General features: G+C 65.8%; 14 protein-coding genes. 9 read left to right on the forward strand and 5 right to left on the reverse strand.

All coding sequences use genetic code 11. The annotated features are described in order from the left end of the window. Positions 1-85: 85 nt before the first annotated feature. Positions 86-2,875 carry a [protein-PII] uridylyltransferase gene (locus U8326_RS15510; RefSeq protein WP_324741361.1) on the forward strand — a complete coding sequence of 930 codons (2,790 nt, stop codon included), beginning with the start codon at positions 86-88 and terminating at the stop codon, positions 2,873-2,875. A gap of 109 nt (positions 2,876-2,984) precedes the next feature. Here the strand turns inward: U8326_RS15510 and U8326_RS15515 are convergent, their stop codons facing one another. Beyond that, a complete protein-coding gene (locus U8326_RS15515) occupies positions 2,985-3,653 on the reverse strand; it encodes a YggS family pyridoxal phosphate-dependent enzyme (protein WP_324741362.1) in 669 nt (222 codons plus the stop codon). Positions 3,654-3,658: 5 nt separating this feature from the next. Between U8326_RS15515 and U8326_RS15520 the strand changes: the two genes are divergently transcribed. Both U8326_RS15520 and U8326_RS15525 read left to right on the forward strand, forming a co-directional pair. After that, positions 3,659-4,267 carry a thiamine phosphate synthase gene (locus U8326_RS15520; protein WP_324741363.1) on the forward strand — a complete coding sequence of 203 codons (609 nt, stop codon included), beginning with the start codon at positions 3,659-3,661 and terminating at the stop codon, positions 4,265-4,267. Between the two features lie 66 nt (positions 4,268-4,333). Next, on the forward strand, positions 4,334-6,661 hold the full coding sequence (locus U8326_RS15525) for a DNA translocase FtsK (RefSeq protein WP_324741364.1): 2,328 nt from the start codon (positions 4,334-4,336) through the stop codon (positions 6,659-6,661). A gap of 480 nt (positions 6,662-7,141) precedes the next feature. Here the strand turns inward: U8326_RS15525 and U8326_RS15530 are convergent, their stop codons facing one another. After that, positions 7,142-7,975 carry a kinase gene (locus U8326_RS15530; RefSeq protein WP_324741365.1) on the reverse strand — a complete coding sequence of 278 codons (834 nt, stop codon included), beginning with the start codon at positions 7,973-7,975 and terminating at the stop codon, positions 7,142-7,144. 101 nt (positions 7,976-8,076) lie between these two features. On the opposite strand from U8326_RS15530, the gene ald reads away from it, so the two are divergent. Together ald and U8326_RS15540 are read left to right on the forward strand one after the other, a co-directional pair. Next, positions 8,077-9,207 carry an alanine dehydrogenase gene (gene ald, locus U8326_RS15535; protein ID WP_324741366.1) on the forward strand — a complete coding sequence of 377 codons (1,131 nt, stop codon included), beginning with the start codon at positions 8,077-8,079 and terminating at the stop codon, positions 9,205-9,207. 69 nt (positions 9,208-9,276) lie between these two features. Then, entirely contained in the window at positions 9,277-11,001 is a 1,725-nt protein-coding gene (locus U8326_RS15540) for a diguanylate cyclase (RefSeq protein ID WP_324741367.1), read from the forward strand. A 25-nt stretch (positions 11,002-11,026) separates the two neighbouring features. Here U8326_RS15540 and U8326_RS15545 read toward each other — a convergent pair whose 3' ends face one another. Further along, a complete protein-coding gene (locus tag U8326_RS15545) occupies positions 11,027-13,087 on the reverse strand; it encodes a S9 family peptidase (protein WP_324743641.1) in 2,061 nt (686 codons plus the stop codon). Positions 13,088-13,250: 163 nt separating this feature from the next. Between U8326_RS15545 and U8326_RS15550 the strand changes: the two genes are divergently transcribed. The 4 genes from U8326_RS15550 to U8326_RS15565 all read left to right on the forward strand — a co-directional run bounded on the left by U8326_RS15550 (position 13,251) and on the right by U8326_RS15565 (position 17,426). After that, entirely contained in the window at positions 13,251-15,068 is a 1,818-nt protein-coding gene (locus U8326_RS15550; protein ID WP_324741369.1) for an aminopeptidase P family protein, read from the forward strand. Then, positions 15,035-15,466, forward strand: a complete 432-nt coding sequence (locus tag U8326_RS15555; RefSeq protein ID WP_416385494.1) for a cupin — start codon at positions 15,035-15,037, stop codon at positions 15,464-15,466. The genes U8326_RS15550 and U8326_RS15555 overlap by 34 nt, the downstream gene beginning before the upstream one ends. 180 nt (positions 15,467-15,646) lie before the next feature. After that, positions 15,647-16,222: an EF-hand domain-containing protein gene (locus U8326_RS15560; RefSeq protein ID WP_324741370.1), complete on the forward strand. Its 576-nt coding sequence runs from the start codon at positions 15,647-15,649 to the stop codon at positions 16,220-16,222. Positions 16,223-16,394: 172 nt separating this feature from the next. Beyond that, entirely contained in the window at positions 16,395-17,426 is a 1,032-nt protein-coding gene (locus U8326_RS15565) for an NAD(P)-dependent alcohol dehydrogenase (protein ID WP_324741371.1), read from the forward strand. A gap of 73 nt (positions 17,427-17,499) precedes the next feature. On the opposite strand, the gene dcd is transcribed toward U8326_RS15565, so the two are convergent. After that, positions 17,500-18,054, reverse strand: coding sequence for a dCTP deaminase (gene dcd, locus U8326_RS15570; protein WP_324741372.1), 555 nt, complete (start codon positions 18,052-18,054; stop codon positions 17,500-17,502). Positions 18,055-18,169: 115 nt separating this feature from the next. Next, a complete protein-coding gene (locus U8326_RS15575; protein WP_324741373.1) occupies positions 18,170-19,258 on the reverse strand; it encodes an AI-2E family transporter in 1,089 nt (362 codons plus the stop codon). Between the last annotated feature and the right edge of the window lie 193 nt (positions 19,259-19,451).

The following is a 19,451-nucleotide window of genomic DNA, read 5'->3' on the forward strand; positions in this document are numbered from 1 at the left end:
TCGGCATTCCGGCGCAATCGCGCCGGGCGGCCAGGATCGGTCCGAGCGACTCTGAATGCCCATGCGGGCAGGTCGAGGAGAAGGCGTGAGCACGTTGCGAATACCAAACCAGCGAGCGGTGATCGAACGGCGGGCCTTGTCCGAAGCGATCGCGCGAACCGTGGAAGAGCACGGTGCAAGCCAGCGCAAGCCGGTGATCGAGCTGTTGCGCAATGCGCTGGCGGCCGGGCGCGCCGAGCTGGCCAATCGTCTTTCGGACAAGCCCTACGCCGGGACGGAATGCGCGGAAGGCCACGCGTTCCTGATCGACCAGCTGGTGCGGGTGATCCACGACCATGTGACGCGCGACATCTATCCGGCGAACAACCGCTCCACCGGGGAACGGCTGACCATCATGGCGGTGGGCGGCTATGGCCGGGGCGAAATGGCGCCGCATTCGGACGTCGACATCGCGTTCCTCACCCCGTCGAAGAAGACCCCGTGGTGCGAGCAGGTCATCGAGGCGATGCTCTATTTCCTGTGGGATCTGGGCCTCAAGGTCGGGCACTCCAGCCGCTCGCTCGACGATATGGTGCGCATGGCCAAGTCCGATCTCACCATTCGCACCGCGCTGCTGGAAGGCCGCTATGTGTGGGGCGACCAGCCGCTGTACGAGGAAGCGAAGCGCCGGTTCTTCAGCGAGGTGGTGGCGGGGACCGAGCGTCAGTTCGTCGCGGAAAAGCTGGCCGAACGCGATGAGCGGCACAAGCGGCTGGGCGACAGCCGCTATGTGGTCGAACCCAATATCAAGGAAGGCAAGGGCGGGCTGCGCGACCTGCATACGCTCTACTGGATCGGCAAATATATCCACAAGGTGCGCGAACCGGCGGAACTGGTCGAGGTCGGGTTGCTCACCCGCAACGAATATCGCGCCTTCCGCCGGGCCGAGAATTTCTTCTGGGCGGTGCGCTGCCATATCCATACCATCACCAATCGCGCGGAAGACCGGCTGACCTTCGATCTCCAGCGCGAAGTGGCGGCGCGGATGCGCTTCACCGACCGGCCGGGCAGAAGCTCGGTCGAGCGGTTCATGCAGTATTTCTTCCTGCAGGCGAAGCGGGTCGGCAGCCTGACCGCGGTGTTCCTCGCCCAGCTCGACGAGCAATTCGCCGCGCAGCGCCCGCGCGGCATCCTGGCGTCCTTCAAGGCCAAGCCGCGCAAGCTGAAAGGCTACATCGTGATCGGCGGCAAGATAAAGGCGCCGTCCGACAAATGGTTCGAGCAGGACCCGGTGCGCCTGCTGGAAATCTTTGCCCTAGCCGAGGCGGAAGGGCTGGAAGTCCATCCGGAAACGATGCGCCAGGCCGCGCGCGACGAGCATCTGCTGAAAGGCAAGGTTCGCCGCGACCCGCAGGCCAACAAATATTTCATGAGCGTTCTGGCCGGCCGCAACGATCCCGAGACGGTGCTGCGCTGGATGAACGAAACCGGCGTGTTCGGCCGCTTCGTGCCCGATTTCGGCCGGGTCAACGCCCAGATGCAGTTCGACATGTATCATCATTACACGGTCGACGAGCACACCATCCGCGCCATCGGCCTGCTGTCCCGGATCGAGCGGGGGCTGGAAGCGGAAGCCCATCCGCGTTCGACCAACCTGATCCACGAGCTGGCGTCGCGCCGGGTCGCCTATGTCGCGGTGCTGCTGCACGACATCGCCAAGGGCAGGGGGGGCGACCATTCCGTGCTGGGCGCTGAAGTCGCGCTTCGGCTCTGCCCGAGGCTCGGCCTGGACGAGGACGAAACCCAGCTGGTCAGCTGGCTGGTGAGGCATCACCTGCTGATGAGCGCGACCGCCTTCAAGCGCGACCTGGCCGATCCCAAGACGATCGAGGATTTCGTGGCCATCGTGCAGAGCATCGAGCGGCTGCGCCAGCTTACCATCCTGACCACGGTGGATATTCGCGCGGTCGGTCCCGGCATCTGGAACAGCTGGAAGGGGCAGTTGCTGGGCGATCTTTACGACCGCTCCGAGGAACGCTTGCGGCTGGGTTACAAGGCGCATGGCCGGCTGGCGCGGATCGACCACAAGAAGGCCGCCGTGGCGCAGCATCTTGGGGCGCAGGGCAAGCTGGTCGAAAGCGTGGGCGGCAAGATGGGGGACGCCTACTGGATCGCGGAGCCGGAAGACATCATCGCGCTCAACCTGGTGCAGCTGGAAGCGGCGAAGAAGCTGAAGGACGCGCTCTCGATCCACTGCGAATATTACGCCGCGCGGGGCGCCACCCTGGTGACGGTGATCGCGGCGGACCATCCGGGGCTGTTCTATCGCATCGCAGGCGGGATTCATCTTGCCGGCGGCAATATCATCGACGCCCGGATTCATACGGCGCGGGATGGCCGGGCGGTGGACAATTTCCTGGTGCAGGACCCGCTCGGCCGCCCGTTCATGGAGGCGGAGCAGCTGGAACGGCTGAAGGCCGCCATTCGCGATGCGCTGGCCAACCGCGTGGAACTGGTGCCATCGCTGGCCAAGCGGCCGCTGCCGCATCGCCGGGCCGAAGCCTTCGACGTGCGCCCGTGGCTGCATTTCGACAACAAGGCGTCGAACCGCTTCACGGTGATCGAAGTGAGCGCGCGCGACCGGCCCGCCCTGCTCAATCGCCTGGGCCGCGCCTTGTTCGAAGCGCAGCTCATCATCCATTCGGCGCATATCACCACCTATGGCGAGCGCGCGGTGGACACGTTCTACGTCACCGATCTGCTGGGCCACAAGGTCGACCGCCCGGATCGCCTGAAAGCGATCGAGAAGCGCTTGCTGGCCGCCGCCGATGAAACTCCACCGGAAAGCACTGCGGAGCACGGCAGGACGGACGAAGTGGAAGTGCATGTGATCTGAAGCATCGCGCGAAAAAGTGGGAACCGGTTTTTCGCCAAGCGATGCGACAACAAAGGCCTCCAGCATCGCGCGAAAAAGCCTGTCCTGAGCTTAGCGCCACCGCGCTCCGCTATCCTGCCGCGCGCTCTCCGAACAGGGCGCTGCCCACCCTGACGTGAGTAGCGCCCAGCATGATCGCCGTTTCGAAATCGCCGCTCATCCCCATGCTCAGCCCGGCAAGGCCATTATCCGCCGCCAGCTTTTCCAGCAGCGCGAAATAGGGGGCCGGCTCGACATCCAGCGGCGGCACGCACATCAGCCCGGCCAGCGGAATGCCTGCACCGCGCGCCTCCGCCAGCAAAGCGGGAAGATCGGCGATGGCGCAGCCGCCCTTCTGCGGTTCCGCGCCGATGTTCACCTGGACGAAGCAGGCTATGCGCCGCCCCGCCTTGTCCATCGCCCGGGCCAGCGCGGCGACCAGCGAAGAACGGTCGAGGGAGTGGATGCAATCGAACAGGGCGACGGCTTCGTCGGCCTTGTTGGACTGGAGCTGGCCGATCAGATGCAGTTCCGCATCCGGCCATTGCTCGCGCAGCGCGGGCCATTTGGCGGCGGCTTCCTGCACGCGGTTCTCGCCGAAGATGCGCTGTCCCTGCTCCAGCAGCGGTGCGATGCTTTCCGGCGGATGCGTCTTGCTCACGGCGATCAGGGCGACCTCCTCCGGTTCGCGGCTGGCGATCCGCGCGGCATAGGCCATGCGCTGGCGAATTTCCTCGAGCGGGGTGGCTGCGTTTTCCATCGAGGTTGCGCTATAGCGCCCCGATGCATTCGCGCCAGACCCTGCCGTGCCTCTGGCTGGTGACCGACCGGCGCAACGATGCCGTGCTGGAAAGCGCCCTTGCCCGCCTGCCGCGCGGTTCGGGGGTGATCTTCCGCCACCATCATCTGGAAGGGCCGCAACGCAGGCGCCGTTTCGAGATGCTGGCACGCCTCGCCCGCCGGTATGGCCATCGCATCGTCCTGGCCGGCGATGTCCGGACCGCCCGGCGATGGAGGGCGGATGGCGCCTATGGAGCCCCCCGGCAGCTTCAGGGCGGTGGTGGCCTGCTGCGGCTGGCGACGGCGCATGGGTTGGGCGAGGTCGGCGCGGCCCGGCGGATCGGCGCGGATGCGGTGCTGCTGTCCCCCGCCTTCCCGACCCGTTCTCACCCCGGCGGGCAGGCCCTCGGCCCTCTGCGGTTCCGCCTGATCGCGGGTCATGCCCGAATGCCGGTCATCGCGCTCGGCGGGATGAACCGCGGCACCGCCCGGCGGCTCGGCTGGCCCTGCTGGGCCGCGATAGACGGTCTTTCCGCCGGTCCGGGCCAGCCTTCGCGGCCTGCGGCTCGTCGCGGATTTCCAAGCGATTCTTGACGAGGAGTCACCCAAGGGCGCATGATATGCGCTCACGGATGGCCCTGCGGGCCTCAGGGGGTGGTCATGGCTACACGCGCAATCGCGAAAGCGCCGGTGGATTGGCGCGCGGCTTTCCGCCGTTCCCTGCGGCGCAGCCTGCAGTTGACCGGCGCCGCCCTGCTGCTGGCGGCCCTGGTTTTCCTGGCCCTGGCGCTGGTCAGCTATCACCAGACCGATCCTTCCGTTTCCACCGCCGCCGGCGGGGAAGTGCGCAACTGGATGGGCCGGGGCGGGGCCTGGTTCGCGGAGCGCGCCCTGTTCCTGTTCGGCTTCGTATCCGCCCTGCTGCTGCCCATGCTCTATGCCTTCGCGCGCAAATTGTGGCGGGATGCGGATGAGGAGGAAACGCCCCATGGCGCGCGCTGGTGGCGCACGGTCGGGGTCCTGCTGTTCGCGATGGCGCTGCTGTCGACCGTCCTCTCGCTGACTTTCACCGCGCCGGGCGGCTCGCTGCCGGCCAGCCCCGGCGGGATCGCGGGCCTGCTGGGCGCGCGCGCGATCCATGCGGTGGCGGGCCTGCTGCCGGAGGTCGCGCGGGCCTGGGCCGTTTTCCTGCTGGCGCTGGGCTGCCTGTTCGGCGGGGCCTTTCTCGCCGGGCGGGTCTTCGCGCTGGACTGGGCGCAATTGCTCACCATCCCGCTGTCGTTCAGGCGGCAAAGGGCTTCCTCGAACGGAAACGAGCTGGCCCCCCCTCCCAGGCGGGAGCGGCGCGCGCGCGAAGCCATAGCGGAGCCGGTACCGGAGGAACCTTCGCGCCGGGCGCCGGAGATCACCGATCCGACCAGGCCGCCGAAGCCAGCGCAGCTTTCCGCGCGGTCGCGCCAGACCGACCTGTTCGAAGCCTACAAGCTGCCCGAGATAGAACTGCTGGCCGATACCCCTGTCTCGAATGCGCCCAAGATCGACAAGATGGCGCTGGAGCGCAATGCGCGCCTGCTCGAGAACGTGCTCGACGATTTCAACGTCAAGGGGGAGATCACGGCGGTTCGCGCCGGCCCCGTCGTCACCATGTATGAACTGGAACCGGCGCCCGGCATCAAGGCGAGCCGGGTGATCGGCCTGGCGGAAGACATCGCCCGGAACATGAGCGCGATTTCGGCGCGCGTTTCCTCCATCCCCGGCAAGACGGTGATGGGCATCGAACTGCCCAATGCGGACCGCCAGATGGTTTCGCTCAAGGAACTGGTCGCCTGCGAGGCTTTTGCGCACCACAAGGGGATGCTGCCGATCATCCTGGGCAAGGACATCGCCGGGGAGCCGATCGTCGCCGATCTGGCGGCGATGCCGCATCTTCTGGTGGCGGGCACCACCGGATCGGGCAAGTCCGTGGGCCTCAACTGCATCCTGCTGTCCCTGCTTTACCGCCTTACGCCGAGCGACTGTCGCCTCATCCTGATCGACCCCAAGGTGCTGGAGCTCAAGAGCTACGACGATATTCCGCACCTGCTTTCCCCGGTGGTGACGGAACCGGCCAAGGCTGTGCGCGCGCTCAAATGGGCGGTCGAGGAGATGGAGCGCCGCTATCGCATGATGTCCAGCGTTGGCGCGCGCAATCTCTCCGGGTTCAACGAAAGGGTGCGGGCTGCGGCGGCCAAGGGCAAGCCGCTCGGCCGCCGCGTGCAGATCGGCTTCGATCCCGACACCGGCGAGGAACTGTTCGAGGAGGAGCAGCTCGATTACGAGGCGCTGCCCCAGATCGTGCTGATCGTGGACGAGCTGGCCGATTTGATGGTGACGGTGGGCAAGGACATAGAAGTCCTGATCCAGCGTCTTTCGCAGAAAAGCCGCGCTGCCGGTATCCATCTGATCATGGCGACGCAGCGCCCGTCGGTCGATGTCATCACCGGCGTCATCAAGGCCAATCTGCCGACGCGGATCAGCTTCAAGGTGACCAGCCGGATCGACAGCCGCACCATCCTGGGCGAGCAGGGCGCGGAACAGCTGCTGGGCAAGGGCGACATGCTCTACAAGCCCAATACCGGCGCCCTCATGCGCGTTCACGGGCCATTCGTGGCGGATGAGGAGGTGGAGCGGGTCGCCGATCACTGGCGCGCGCAGGGCAGCCCCGAATATGTCGATTCCGTCACCGAGGAGCCGGAGGACGGCGGCTTCAGCTTCGACGACGAGCTGACGGCGAGCGACGACCCGGCGGAGCGCAAATATCGCCAGGCCTGCCAGATCGTGTTCGAAAGCCAGAAGGCTTCGGCGAGCTGGCTGCAGCGGCAGCTCGGCGTCGGCTACAACACGGCGGCGAAATGGGTGGAGCGGATGGAATCGGACGGGCTGGTCGGCCCGGCCAACCATGTCGGCCGCCGCGAGATCTATCGCGACCGGGACGGCAACCCGCTCTAGCTTGGGCCTCATCGCCGCGAACACGGGAACCCAGGGCCACGTGGCAACTGGCTCCCCGTTTGCACGGGGATGACGAAGAAGGCTCTTCGGCTGGTTGACGCAGAACGCTGGAAATGTGCATTTCCATCTCGGCCCGGCACGCGTGGTATTCCGCGATAAACGGCTGCTCCGGGGCGCGCGGCCCGCATTTTTCCGTGTGACCTTTCGCGAAAGCGCCGCGCCGCCAGCCCTGCTGGCCATCGGCGGGCAGGCAGGAAGCGTGGGGGCGGTATCACGAATGAAGCGGAATGCTCTGCGCGTCATCCGGCAGGGTAAGCCAGATTTGCGCGATGTAGGAAAGGAGAGGAGGTATGAACCCTCGAACACTTCCGTTCGGGCTGAGCCTGTCGAAGCCCTGCTTTTCTATTCTTCCGTAACGGAGAAGAGCGGTCCTTCGACAGGCTCAGGACGAACGGGGATTTACGCGCCCCGCGAACCCCCTCAGCCCATTCGGGTTTCGATCCGCTCGACCCGGCGGTCCGGCCCCAGCCGCACCACCAGATCGGCCCGCGCGGGCATTTCCTGCAGGATATGCCGGGTCAGCCGTTCATAATGCCGGATGAAGCGCTCCACTTCGCCGGGGCTCATCACGCCCGATGCATCCGGCCCGGCCCGCTTCCGCAATTCCGCTTCCTGCTGTTCACGCCACCCGCGCACCACTTCGAAGCCGGGCGCGGCGAGCAGCACGAGCAGGCCGATCCGCCCGAACAGCGCGGCATAGGGTCCGGCAAGCGCATGATTGGCATGGCGCCGCCAGATTCCCTGTGCATCCTCCGACGCTTCAAGCACATTGACCGGGGCGATGAGGGCGTCCTCGCCCTGCGGCATTGCGCCGACGCACCATCCTTCGAACAGCACGACCCGGGTGCGTTCGGGCGCCCTGTCCCATTGCTGTCGCGGCGCGCGATCATCGGCCGCCTTGTCGAAGCGGGGAAGCTCCGCCGCGTCTCCCCTTGCCAGGCTGTCGAGAGTGGCAAGGCCCAGCGCCACGTCATGCGTGCCGGGAACGCCGCGTGTCGCGAAGAGGGGGTGAACCTCTCGTGCCAGCCGCCTGCGTTCCGCACGGGTCAGATAGAGATCGTCGAGCGAGAGCACCGCGGTCGCCGTGCCGTGTGAACGCAGCGCTTGCGCCACCGCCCCGGCCAGGGTCGTCTTTCCGCTGCCCTGCGCGCCGCAAATCCCGACGACCAGAAGCTCCCCGCCCCGCGCGGCCGATCTGCGTTCGATCGCTTCGCTTATCGCGGCCACCAGCGCGGGGTCAGGCCCATCGGACATCGGATGGTGCTAGGATGCGATCGTATCGCTGACAAGCGTTCGCGCTTGCGCAAGGGTGGCTGCGACTGCAATCTCCGCGCAAACCGCAGGGGAAAGAAGCGATGCGCATAGGCACGGTCCGCGAGATCAAGGTTCACGAATACCGGGTCGGCCTGACGCCCGAGAGCGCGCGGGAACTGGCCGCGAATGGGCATGAGGTCTGGGTGGAAACCGGCGCGGGCCTGGGGATCGGGGCGACCGACGACGATTATCGCGCGGCGGGGGCGGCGATCCGCGAAACCGCTGGCGAGGTGTTCGCCGGCTGCGAGATGATCGTGAAGGTCAAGGAACCGCAGGCGGCGGAACGGGCGATGCTCAGGGAAGGGCAGATTCTCTATACCTATCTGCATCTTGCGCCCGATCCGGAGCAGACCGCGGATCTGGTGAAGTCGGGCGTTACCGCCATTGCCTATGAAACGGTGACGGGGCCGGGCAACACCCTGCCGCTGCTCAAGCCGATGAGCCAGGTCGCGGGCCGGATGTCGATCCAGGCGGGCGCGACCGCACTGGAGAAGGCGCATGGCGGGCGCGGCGTGCTGCTGGGCGGGGTGCCGGGCGTGCTGCCCGCGCGGGTCATGGTGATCGGCGGCGGCGTGGTCGGCTTCAACGCGGCGCAGATGGCGGTGGGGCTGGGCGCCGACGTGACGATCCTCGACCGCGATCCCGAAGTGCTGGAACGGCTGGGGATTCATTTCGAGAGCCGCGCGAAGACGCGGTTTTCCAATCGTTCCAACATCCAGCAGATGATCTGCGAGGCCGAACTGGTGATCGGCGCGGTGCTGGTTCCGGGCGCGGCGGCGCCCAAGCTGGTCACGCGCGACATGCTGGCCTGCATGAAGCCGGGCGCAGTGCTGGTCGATGTCGCGATCGACCAGGGCGGATGCTTCGAGACGAGCCATCCCACCACGCATGAGCAGCCGACCTTCGTGGTCGACGGGATCGTCCATTACTGCGTGGCCAACATGCCCGGCGCGGTGGCCCGCACCAGCACCTATGCGCTCAACAACGTCACCTTGCCGCATGCCTTGCGGATCGCCGAGGCGTTCGACGGTCCGGGGGGCTGGAAGGAAGCGATGCGGGCCGATCCCCATCTCGCCGCCGGGCTGAATGTGCATGGCGGGCGCGTGGTCTATCCCGCCGTGGCGCGGGAGCTGGGATATGAGCTGCTGCCGGTGGAGAAGGTGCTGGCCTGAATAAATAATTTCGCGCCGGGCGGCTGTTTCTTTACCGGAATTAAGTGTTTCGCCGTTAAGCGGTGGGCCATGGGATTTGGGGGTCTTGGCAGGATCGCCGCCGCCATTGCGGCGCTATGGCTGCTTTTCGCGGGTGCTGCGGCGCGGGCGGAAGCGCCTGCCCCCGCTTTCGCCGCCGTTCCCGCGTCGATCTGCCAGGCGGCCGCGCTCCCGGGCGAAACCTATGCCGAGTTGAGCCGCCGGCCGGAGCGCTGGAAATGCGGGGCCGAGCGTTTCTCCATCGAGCCGGAACGCAGCTTCCTGAAGATCGTCCCCTCTCATCCCCTGCAGACCGCCGAAACCGGCTTCACGACCCGGCTGTCCCGCTTCGCCGGGCTGCAATTGATCGCGATCGGAACGGATGGCCGCATGGCGGTGCGCGACCTGACCGAAAGCGACATGGTGCCGGGCAGCGCGGATTGGGTGATGAGCGCCGCCCTGCCGCCGCTGGAGGCGCCGCTTGCGGCCCTGGTCGTGCGGGTCGACAAGCCCCGGCACCTGGGGATGCTGTCCGATGCGCGTCTGACCGTCACCCCCGGGGAACGTGGCGGCCCTTTTCAGAACGAGCTTGTCATCGCCGCGCTGTGCGGAATGCTGTGCATGACGCTGCTGTTCAATTTCATCTTCTATCGCATCCTGGGCGCCCGCTTCCTGGTCTGGCACGCAATGGCGGTGCTGTGTATGCTGATCCACACGGCGATCACATCGGGCGTCGTCAATCGCTTCCTGTCGCTATCGCTGGGGCAGCTGTCCACCATGTCGGCGGTCAGCTTCTGGCTCGGGCTTTCGGCCGCGGCGCTGTTCTCGGCCGACCTCATGGAGCCGGGCAAGCTCGACAAGATCCATCGCACCCTGCTGCGCGGGGTCGGGATCTGGGTCATGCTGTCGACCGGCTTCTACCTGTTGGCGGACGGCCCGCTCCGCAGCGTCAGCGCAACCGTCTATTTCGCGGCCTACGTGCCGGTGCTGGCGGTGTTCATCTGGATCATGGGCGTGGCGAAGCATCGCGGAAGCCGCGCGGTGAATTTCCAGATCGTGGCATGGCTGCCGTTCATGCTGACCGGCGCGGCCCGCATCTTCTCGATGCTCGGCTTCACCGAAGTTCCCATCGAGTTTCATGCGGAGCAGCATGTCTCGATCGCCTTCGAGGTGATCGTGGCCACGATGAGCGTCGCCGACCGGCTGATGATCATTCGCGAGGAGCGCGACTGGGCCCGCGCGCAGACCCGCGTCCTGGCGGCGCAGGCCGAGCGCGATCCGCTGACCGGAATGCTCAATCGCTATGGGATCGAGAAGCGCTTCGAGGAGCTTTACGCGGCGGGTTTTCACGCGATGGCGGTCATCGATGTCGATCATTTCAAGGCGATCAACGATACGCATGGGCACGCCACGGGCGATGAAGTGCTGCGCGCCGTGGCCGACGCGCTCGCGCCGGACGAGGAAACGGTGGCGGTCCGCATCGGCGGCGAGGAGTTCATGCTGCTGATGGGCGGCAAGGACGTAGCCGGCCGGGCCGAGCGATGCAGGCAGGCCATCCCGGCCCGCGTAGCCAGCCGCGTTCCGGGCCTGGACCGGATGGTGACGGCCAGCATGGGCCTGGTCGAGCAGCCTCTCGACATCGCGACGGGGGATTTCGCCGGAATGTATGCCCATTGCGACCGCCTGCTCTACGATGCCAAGGCGGCGGGCCGCAATCGCGCCATGTGCGAGAAGATGTGCTCCTTCGCTCCTGCCCGCAAGGCGGCGAGGGTCTGACCCGCGCGCCCGGCAGGCGGACGATTCAATCGGCGATCCGCATCTGCCACAGGATGAAGGCGAATTCCTCGGCCGTTTCCCGCAGGCTTTCGAACCGGCCGGATTTCCCGCCGTGCCCCGCGCCCATATTGGTCTTGAGCAGCAATTCGTTTCCATCGGTCTTGGCCGCGCGAAGCCTGGCCACCCATTTCGCGGGTTCCCAGTAGGTCACGCGCGGATCGTTCAACCCCGCCGTCACCAGCAGCGGCGGGTAATCCTGCGCGCGCACATTGTCGTAGGGGCTGTAGGAGCGGATCAGCTCGAACGCGGCCTTGTCCTCGATCGGGTTGCCCCATTCCGGCCATTCCCCCGGCGTCAGCGGCAGGGAGGCGTCCAGCATGGTGTTGAGCACGTCGACGAAGGGCACATGCGCCACCACCGCGCCCCAGAGCGCGGGGTCGGAATTGACCACCGCGCCCATCAGCTCGCCGCCGGCCGACCCGCCGGAAATGCTGATCCGCCCGGCCTGCGTATAGTTCCGTTCGATCAGCCCCTTCGCCACATCGACGAAATCGTTGAAGGTGTTGGTCCGGCGTTCCAGCTTGCCCGCCTTGTACCAGGCCCGCCCGAGATCGTCGCCGCCGCGGATATGGGCGATGGCATAGGCGAAGCCCCGGTCGACCAGACTGAGGCGGGTGGTGGAGAAACCGGGGTCGATGGAAATGCCGTAGGCGCCATAGCCATAGAGATGGAGCGGCCCGCCGGGCTGGCGATCCTTGCGATACATGATGCTGACCGGGATCTTCGTGCTGTCGCGGCCCGGGATTTCGAGCCGCTCGGTCGCATAGAGCGAGGCGTCGTAACCGGATGGAATCTCCTGCACCTTCAGCACTGCCAGTTGCCTGCCGGCGACATCGTAGTCGTAGGTGGTCGCGGGGCTGACCATGCTTTCGTAGGACAGCCGCAGCTTGTCCATCGCCCATTCCGGGTTGTCGCCCAGCCCCGCCGAATAGCTTGCCTCGGGAAAGGCGATCGGCTCGATCCGGCCGGGATTGTCGTAATAACGGATCTCGATCCGGTCGAGCCCGTTCAACCGGCCCTCGACCACGTAGAAATCGCGGAACAGGTCGAGGCCCGTGAGGTAGAACGCATCCGAACCGGCGATCAGGGTCGTCCAATTGGCGGGATCGGCCAGGGGCGCGGTCGCCACCCGGAAATTCTCATGGGTGTCGTTGGCGAGGATGAACAAGGTTCCGTCGCGCTCGTCCACGTCATATTCGACACCCTTCTGGCGGGGTTTGACCAGGATCGGCTCGGCCAGCGGATCGCCGGCGGGAATCAGGCGGACTTCGCTGGTTTCATGGTCGCCCGCGGAAACGATCAGCCATTGCTCGTTCGCGGAGAGGGAGGAACTGACCCGGAAGCCCTCGTCGTTCTCGTGATAAAGCTCGACATCCTGCTCCACCGGCGTGCCGAACCAGTGGAGCCGCGCATTGTCCGTGCGCCATTGCTCGTTGGCGAGGCTGTAGACCAGACCCCTGTCGCCGGCGACCCATACCAGCGACGAGAGCGTGCCGGGGATGGTGTCGGGCATCAGTTCGCCCGTGGCGAGATCCTTGATCCGCACGGTGAAGCGTTCGGAGCCGTTATCGTCTATCGAATAGGCCAGCAGCCTGCCGCTCTGGCTGACGGAGATCGCGCCGAGGCGGAAATATTCGGTCCCCCGGGCCAATGCCGTTTCATCCAGCATCAGCTCGTCCGGCCCGCCCGCAACCGGCCTGCGCCACCATTTCTTGTATTCCGCGCCTTCCTCGTATTCGATCCAGTAGAGGTAATCGCCATCCTTCTGGGGAACGGATTTATCGGCTTCCTTGATGCGGCCGCGCATTTCCTTGAAGAGCTTTTCCACCACCTGTTTCCGGGGCGCCATGCGGGCTTCGAACCACGCGTTTTCCGCTTCCAGATAGGCCAGCACATCCTTGTCGTTCACCGTGGGATATTCGGCATCCCGCAGCCAGGCATAGGGATCTTCCACCCTTATGCCGTGATATTCGGAACTGTGCGGGCGTTGTTCGGCGACAGGTGGGGAAGCGGGCGTTTGAGTCATGGCGTCCTTGGCGAGAGAAGGGGAAACGAAGGCGAGAAAGGCTGATACGAGCAGGCCAAAGCGGGTCATCGAAAGCCTCTGTTGCAAGTGATGGCTGGCGAAAGACGTGAACCATCCTATGTTAGTCATGCGTTATTACCCGAAGGAGCCGTCGGCAATGCTGATGTCGACCCATAAGGCCCGCCTCGAGGCGTTGCGAAGGGAGCTTGCGGCACGCCGGCTCGATGGCTTTGTCGTGCCGATTTCCGATGAGCACATGAGCGAATATGTAGGCGCTTATGCCCAGCGCCTGCAATGGCTCACCGGATTCAACGGCTCGGCGGGCACGGCGGTGGTGCTGGCGGATGCGGCGCGGGACCCGGCGGCGGCGATCTTCGTCGATGGGCGCTATACGCTGCAGGTGCGCGATCAGGTCGATGGCCGATGCTACACCTATGAGAACGTGCCGCAGACCAGCGTCGCCCAATGGCTGGGCGAACATGCTCCGGAAGGCGCGAGGATCGGCTACGATCCCTGGCTTCACGGCAAGGCGTGGGTCGCGGCGGCGCGCAAGGCGCTGGCCGGGAGGAACGCGGAATTGGTTGCGGTGGACGGCAACCCGGTGGACGCGATCTGGGCCGACCGGCCCGCCCCTTCCGCTGCGCCCGCCTTCGTGCATGAGCAGCGTTATGCTGGCCAGCCGTCGGAAGCGAAACGGGCGGCGGTCGCGGAATGGCTGGTCCGGCAGAAGCTCGACAGCGCGGTGATCGCCGCGCTCGATTCGATTGCCTGGCTGCTCAATATCCGCGGCAGCGACATAGATCGCACGCCGGTGGCGCTGAGCTTCGTGCTGGCCCATGCCGACGGCACCGCCGACCTGTTCATCGCGCAGGAGAAGGTCACGCCCGAATTGCGGGCGCATCTGGGCAATGCGGTGCGGATCGCGCCGGCCGATGGCTTCGTGCCCGCGCTGCGGGCGCTGGCGGGCAAGCGCGTCGCGGCCGACCCGGACAATGCGGTGCAGGCGATCTTTTCCCTGCTGGAAGAGGCGGGCGCCACGGTGGTCGAGGCGCGCGACCCGGCGATCCTGCCCAAGGCGTGCAAGAACCTGGCCGAGCAGGCGGGCCATCGTGCCGCCCAGGCCCGCGATGGAGCGGCGGTGGCCCGGTTCCTCCACTGGCTTTCGGTGGAAGGCCCCGGGGGCGGGGTCGATGAAATTTCCGCGGCCGAGCGATTGCACCAGTTCCGCCGGGAGACAGGCGACCTGCGCGACCTTTCCTTCGATACCATCTCGGGCAGCGGGCCGAACGGGGCGATCGTGCATTATCGCGTCAGCGAGGATACCAACCGCCCGCTCGAGCCGGGCAGCGTCTATCTGGTCGATTCCGGCGGGCAATATCCCGATGGCACCACCGACATCACCCGCACCGTGTGGATCGGCCCGGGCGAAGCGCCGGCCGAGGTGAAGGATCGCTTCACCCGGGTGCTCAAGGGCCATATCGCCCTGGCCCGGGCGGTCTTCCCCTCGGGCACGCGCGGCAGCCAGCTCGATGTGCTGGCGCGGCAGTTCCTGTGGTCGGCGGGGCTGGATTACCAGCATGGCACCGGCCACGGCGTGGGCAGTTTCCTCTCCGTCCATGAAGGGCCGCAGCGCATCGCCAAGACCGGCGGCGCGCAGGGCGGGACGGAGCAGGAATTGCTGCCGGGCATGATTATTTCCAACGAGCCGGGTTATTACCAGACCGGCGCCTACGGCATCCGCATAGAGAATCTGGTTCTGGTCGAGGAACGCGCCATCCCGGGTGGCGAAGGTGAATGGCTCGGCTTCGAGACGCTGACCCTGGTGCCGATCGACCCGGCCCTGGTTGACATCCCGCTGCTCGACGATGGCGAGAAGGACTGGTGGAACGCCTATCATGCCCGGGTGCTGGAGGTGCTCGGGCCGCAGCTCGATGGCGAGGCGCGGCAATGGCTCGAACAGGCCTGCGCAGGGATCGGCTGATGGGCCGCGCGCGCGATCTCCACGAGAGCTTCGTGCATCTCGGCCTGCGCGGTGCGGCGCGGCCGCAACCCGCCTTTACCGGCCATGAGTGGTATGACGATTATATCGCCCGCACCGCCGCGGATGGCGCGGAAGGCAGGCTGGTAAGCCTCTATCGCTTTTCGCAGCCCTGGGATTCGTGGGAAATGCATCCGCTTGGCGATGAACTGGTGGTTTGCGTCAGCGGCAATATGACATTGATCCAGGAACTCGCGTCGGGTGATCGCACCGACATCGCGTTGGGTCCGGGGGAATATGCCGTCAACCCGGCCGGGGTGTGGCACACCGCCGATGTCGCTGGCGAAGCGCAGGCGCTGTTCATCACCGCTGGGCTGGATACCGAGCACCGTCCGCGCTGAAATGCTTGCGTCAATATGAATGCTTTGTTCGGGATAGGACAATATCGCATGATCTAACAGAGGCTCACGACCGTAATGGTCTTTGAGTCGCGGGGCGGGAGCCTGCCCTCTCCCCCTCTCAGGCACTTCAAGCTCGTGCCCCGCGACGTTTTTGTCACGCTGGAAGACAGGAGCATTTCTATGCGGAAGTCCAAGACAATCATGATCGGCGCCTTGTCCGCGCTTGTGCTGGGTGTTGGCGGCGCGGCGCTTGCCGCCCCTGGTCTGACGCATGGTGGCGATGTCACGCGCGCGCAGGCGCAGGAAAGGGCGACCGCGATGTTTTCGCGCCTCGATGCGAATGGCGACGGCGTAATCAACGACGCCGATCGCGAAGCGCGGGTGGTCAAGCGTTTCGATGCGCTCGACAAGGATAGCAACGGCTCGATCAGCCGCGAGGAATTCGTGGCCGGGCGCGATCACAAGCGGGGCGAAAAGCTCGCCGGTGGTGAAGAAGGCAAGCCGGGCTGGAAGGGCCGCCACGGCGGCGGCAAACACTTCGGCGGCAGGCATTTCGGAGGGATGCGCGGCGGATTCACCGAAAAGGCCGACACCAATGGCGACGGCGTCATTTCGGCGGCTGAATTCAGCGCGGCCCACCTCGCCAGGTTCGACGCGGCGGATGCCAACAAGGATGGCATCGTGACCAAGGAAGAGCGCAAGGCCGCCTTCGAGGCCAAGCGCGCCGAGCGCAAGGAGCGCAAGCAGGCCGAATAAATCCGCGCGCGGCCTGGCGTCAGCCGGGTCGCCGCGATGCAATGACGAGGCCCGGCCGGTTAATCGCTGGCCGGGCCTTTGCGTTTGCGGCAGCGGCTTTTGATTGATCCTGCGACCATGTGGATCATAGCCGATTGCGTATCGCCGCCAAACCGGCCAGAACGCGATCCGCATGGCAATTCAGCGGGAGAAATATTCGATGCGCGCATATCGCATTACAGGCGCCGGGTTCGACAACCTCAAACTGGTGGAAGAGGAACGCCCGGCCCCTGGTCCTGGCGAGGTCCTGGTCAGGATGCGCGCCTGTTCCCTCAATTTCCGGGATCTGATGCAGGTGAACTACGCCAGCATTCCCAGCCCGGCGCAGCCCCGGCCGTTCATTCCGCTTTCGGACGGGGTGGGCGATGTGGTGGAAGTCGGCGCGGGCGTCGGCCGGGTCGCGGCCGGGCAGCGGGTGATGGGCAATTTCCATCCCGGCTGGATATATGGCCCGGCCCGCACGCTCGATTACGGCGCCGCGCTGGGCGGCGGGGTGGACGGGATGCTCGCGGAATATCGCGTGCTGCCGCAGGACGGCGTGGTGCCGGTTCCAGATTACCTGACCTATGCGGAGGCGGCGACGCTGCCTTGCGCCGGCGTCACCGCGTGGAACGCCTTGCGCGATGTCCGCGCCGATCAGACCGTCCTCTTGCTGGGCACGGGCGGCGTTTCCACCATGGCGCTGCAGATGGCCCATGCGGCGGGCGCGCGCACGATCATCACCTCGTCCAGCGACGAGAAGCTGGCCAGGGCGCGCGAACTCGGGGCCGATGAAACGGTCAATTACAAGGACCATCCCGAATGGCAGGAGGAGGTCAAGCGCCTGACCGGCGGGATCGGCGCCGACCATGTCGTCGAAGTGGGCGGGGGCGGCACCATGCCGCGCTCGGTCGAAGCCTGCGCCCCGGCCGGTTATGTCCATGTGATCGGGGTGCTGACCCAGGGCGAACTCGATCCGACCCATCTCATCCTGAAATCGCTCAACATGCGCGGGGTTCTGGTCGGCTCCCGCGCCCATTTCGAGGAGCTTTGCGCGTTCCTCACCCAGCATGAGATCCATCCGCCGATCGACCGGCAATTTGCGTTCGACGAAGCGCTGGAGGCCTATCGCTATCTCGAGAGCGGGTCCCACTTCGGCAAGCTGGTCATCAATTTCCCGGATTGATCGCCGGCAAGCTCCGCTGATAACTGGTATTGATTGATGACGGGCCGGCGCGTCGCGCTGGCCCGTCGCGCCTTCAGAGCTTGGGCAGCGTCACGCCCTGCTGGCCCATGTATTTGCCGGCCCGTTCGGCATAGCTCGTTTCGCAGGGTTCGTTGCCTTGCAGGAACAGGAACTGGCAGGCCCCTTCATTGGCGTAGATCTTGGCCGGGAGGGGCGTGGTGTTGGAAAATTCCAGCGTGACATGGCCTTCCCAGCCCGGTTCCAGCGGGGTGACGTTCACGATGATCCCGCAGCGCGCATAGGTCGATTTGCCGAGGCAGATCACCAGCACATCGCGCGGAATGCGGAAATATTCCACCGTCCGGGCGAGCGCGAAGCTGTTCGGCGGGATCACGCAGACGTCCGTCTTGCGGTCCACGAAACTGTTCGCCGCGAAATCCTTCGGGTCCACCACGGCGCTGTCCACATTGGTGAAGATCTTGAACTCGTCCGCCACGCGGGCGTCGTAGCCGTAGGAACTGAGGCCGTATGAAATGCAGCCGTCACGCCGCTGCGCTTCCACGAAGGGTTCGATCATCCGGCTGCGCCGGGCCTCGTTACGGATCCATCTGTCGCTGAGAATCGCCATGCGAGGGTGATTCCCGATGTGCGGGCGTCGGGCAAGCGCCACGCGCTCCCGCTCGCGCGATTGCGGCCGCCAATCCACATCTTTGTCGTTGCGGCCGTTGCCTCGGGCCTTCCTCCTAGACCGGCGGCTGCCTCGAGGTCCACTGCTTGCGCGCCTCGGTAAGGATGTTCCAGGTGGCCAGGAACAGGGCGGCCAGCAGCGGCCCGACGATGAAGCCGCTGATCCCGAACAGGTTGAGGCCGCCCAGGGTGGAGATGAGCACGACATAATCCGGGATGCGGGCGTCCTTGCCGACCAGGATTGGGCGAAGCAGATTGTCGATCAGCCCGATCACGAACAGGCCGCAGAAGACCAGGAAGAGGCCTTGCCAGGTCTGCCCGACCACCAGCAGGTAGATGGCCACGGGAACCCAGACGATCCCCGTGCCGATGGCGGGGAAGAAGGAGAATATCCCCATCAGGACCCCCCAGAGCAGCGGCCCGGGGATGCCGAGTATCCAGAAGATGATCCCGCCCAGCAGCCCTTGCACGATGCCGACGACGACGCTGCCCTTGATGGTTGCGCGCACCACGATCACGAAATTCCGGATCAGCTGGTCGCGGCGGACCGGATCGAGCGGGATCGCATCTATCACCTGGCCCGCGATCTTCTCTCCGTCGCGCAGGAGGAAGAAGGTGAGGTAGAGCATCACGCCCAGCGAGACGATGAACTTGAACGCGCCCTGGCCGATCGCCAGCATCCGCGTGAGCAGCGCCTGGAAGCGCTGGATGATGCTGTCCGCCAGCATTTCGTTCGCGGCGGCGAAATTGGCGAGGCCCATACGGGCCAGCAGGCGGTGCGCCCATTCGGGCAGGGAAGCATGGGCTTGCTTGAACAATGCCGCGAAATCGATCTGCCCTGTCTCGATCTTCTCATAGAGCGAACCGCCCTGCTCGATCAGCGCCATGCCCAGCGCCAGCGCCGGCAGGATGAACACCGCCACGATGGTGATGAGCGTCAGCGCCGCGGCGGTATTGGGCCGGCCGGGCATGTGGGAGAGAACGTAGCGGAAGGTCGGCGCGAACAGGATCGCCACGACCAGGCTCCACAGGATCGCGCCGAAATAAGGCTCGATCAGCAGGATGAAGGCCAGGGATACGAGCAGCACCAGGGCCAGGAAGCTGCCTTCCTCGAAGCGAAGCCGTCGCGGGTCCTTTGTCGTCATGCGGGCGCACTGTCGCATTAATCCCGCGCTAAATCCATCACCCCCAGGCTGGATTGCCCGCATTCTTCTGTTCACAGGGTTTGCGGCAAAGCCTTGAGTGTCATACAAGTGTAACTTCGAATGACCATTCCGCCTGACAAAGTGCAGCTTTCAACGCCCTTGTCGCGGCCGGCTCTTCCTGTCGCCCATCCTC

The sequence above is a fragment of the Tsuneonella sp. CC-YZS046 genome (assembly GCF_035581365.1).
Taxonomy (GTDB): Bacteria; Pseudomonadota; Alphaproteobacteria; order Sphingomonadales; family Sphingomonadaceae; genus JAWKXU01.

Coding starts and splice junctions, on each gene's coding strand:
- U8326_RS15575 (WP_324741373.1), bottom strand. CDS start 19,258: ATGACGACAAAGGACCCGCGACGGCTTCGCTTCGAGGAAGGCAGCTTC.
- U8326_RS15530 (WP_324741365.1), bottom strand. CDS start 7,975: ATGTCCGATGGGCCTGACCCCGCGCTGGTGGCCGCGATAAGCGAAGCG.
- dcd (WP_324741372.1), bottom strand. CDS start 18,054: ATGGCGATTCTCAGCGACAGATGGATCCGTAACGAGGCCCGGCGCAGC.
- U8326_RS15555 (WP_416385494.1), top strand. CDS start 15,035: ATGGCTCGAACAGGCCTGCGCAGGGATCGGCTGATGGGCCGCGCGCGC.
- ald (WP_324741366.1), top strand. CDS start 8,077: ATGCGCATAGGCACGGTCCGCGAGATCAAGGTTCACGAATACCGGGTC.
- U8326_RS15550 (WP_324741369.1), top strand. CDS start 13,251: ATGTCGACCCATAAGGCCCGCCTCGAGGCGTTGCGAAGGGAGCTTGCG.
- U8326_RS15525 (WP_324741364.1), top strand. CDS start 4,334: ATGGCTACACGCGCAATCGCGAAAGCGCCGGTGGATTGGCGCGCGGCT.
- U8326_RS15560 (WP_324741370.1), top strand. CDS start 15,647: ATGCGGAAGTCCAAGACAATCATGATCGGCGCCTTGTCCGCGCTTGTG.
- U8326_RS15515 (WP_324741362.1), bottom strand. CDS start 3,653: ATGGAAAACGCAGCCACCCCGCTCGAGGAAATTCGCCAGCGCATGGCC.
- U8326_RS15545 (WP_324743641.1), bottom strand. CDS start 13,087: ATGACTCAAACGCCCGCTTCCCCACCTGTCGCCGAACAACGCCCGCAC.
- U8326_RS15540 (WP_324741367.1), top strand. CDS start 9,277: ATGGGATTTGGGGGTCTTGGCAGGATCGCCGCCGCCATTGCGGCGCTA.
- U8326_RS15565 (WP_324741371.1), top strand. CDS start 16,395: ATGGCAATTCAGCGGGAGAAATATTCGATGCGCGCATATCGCATTACA.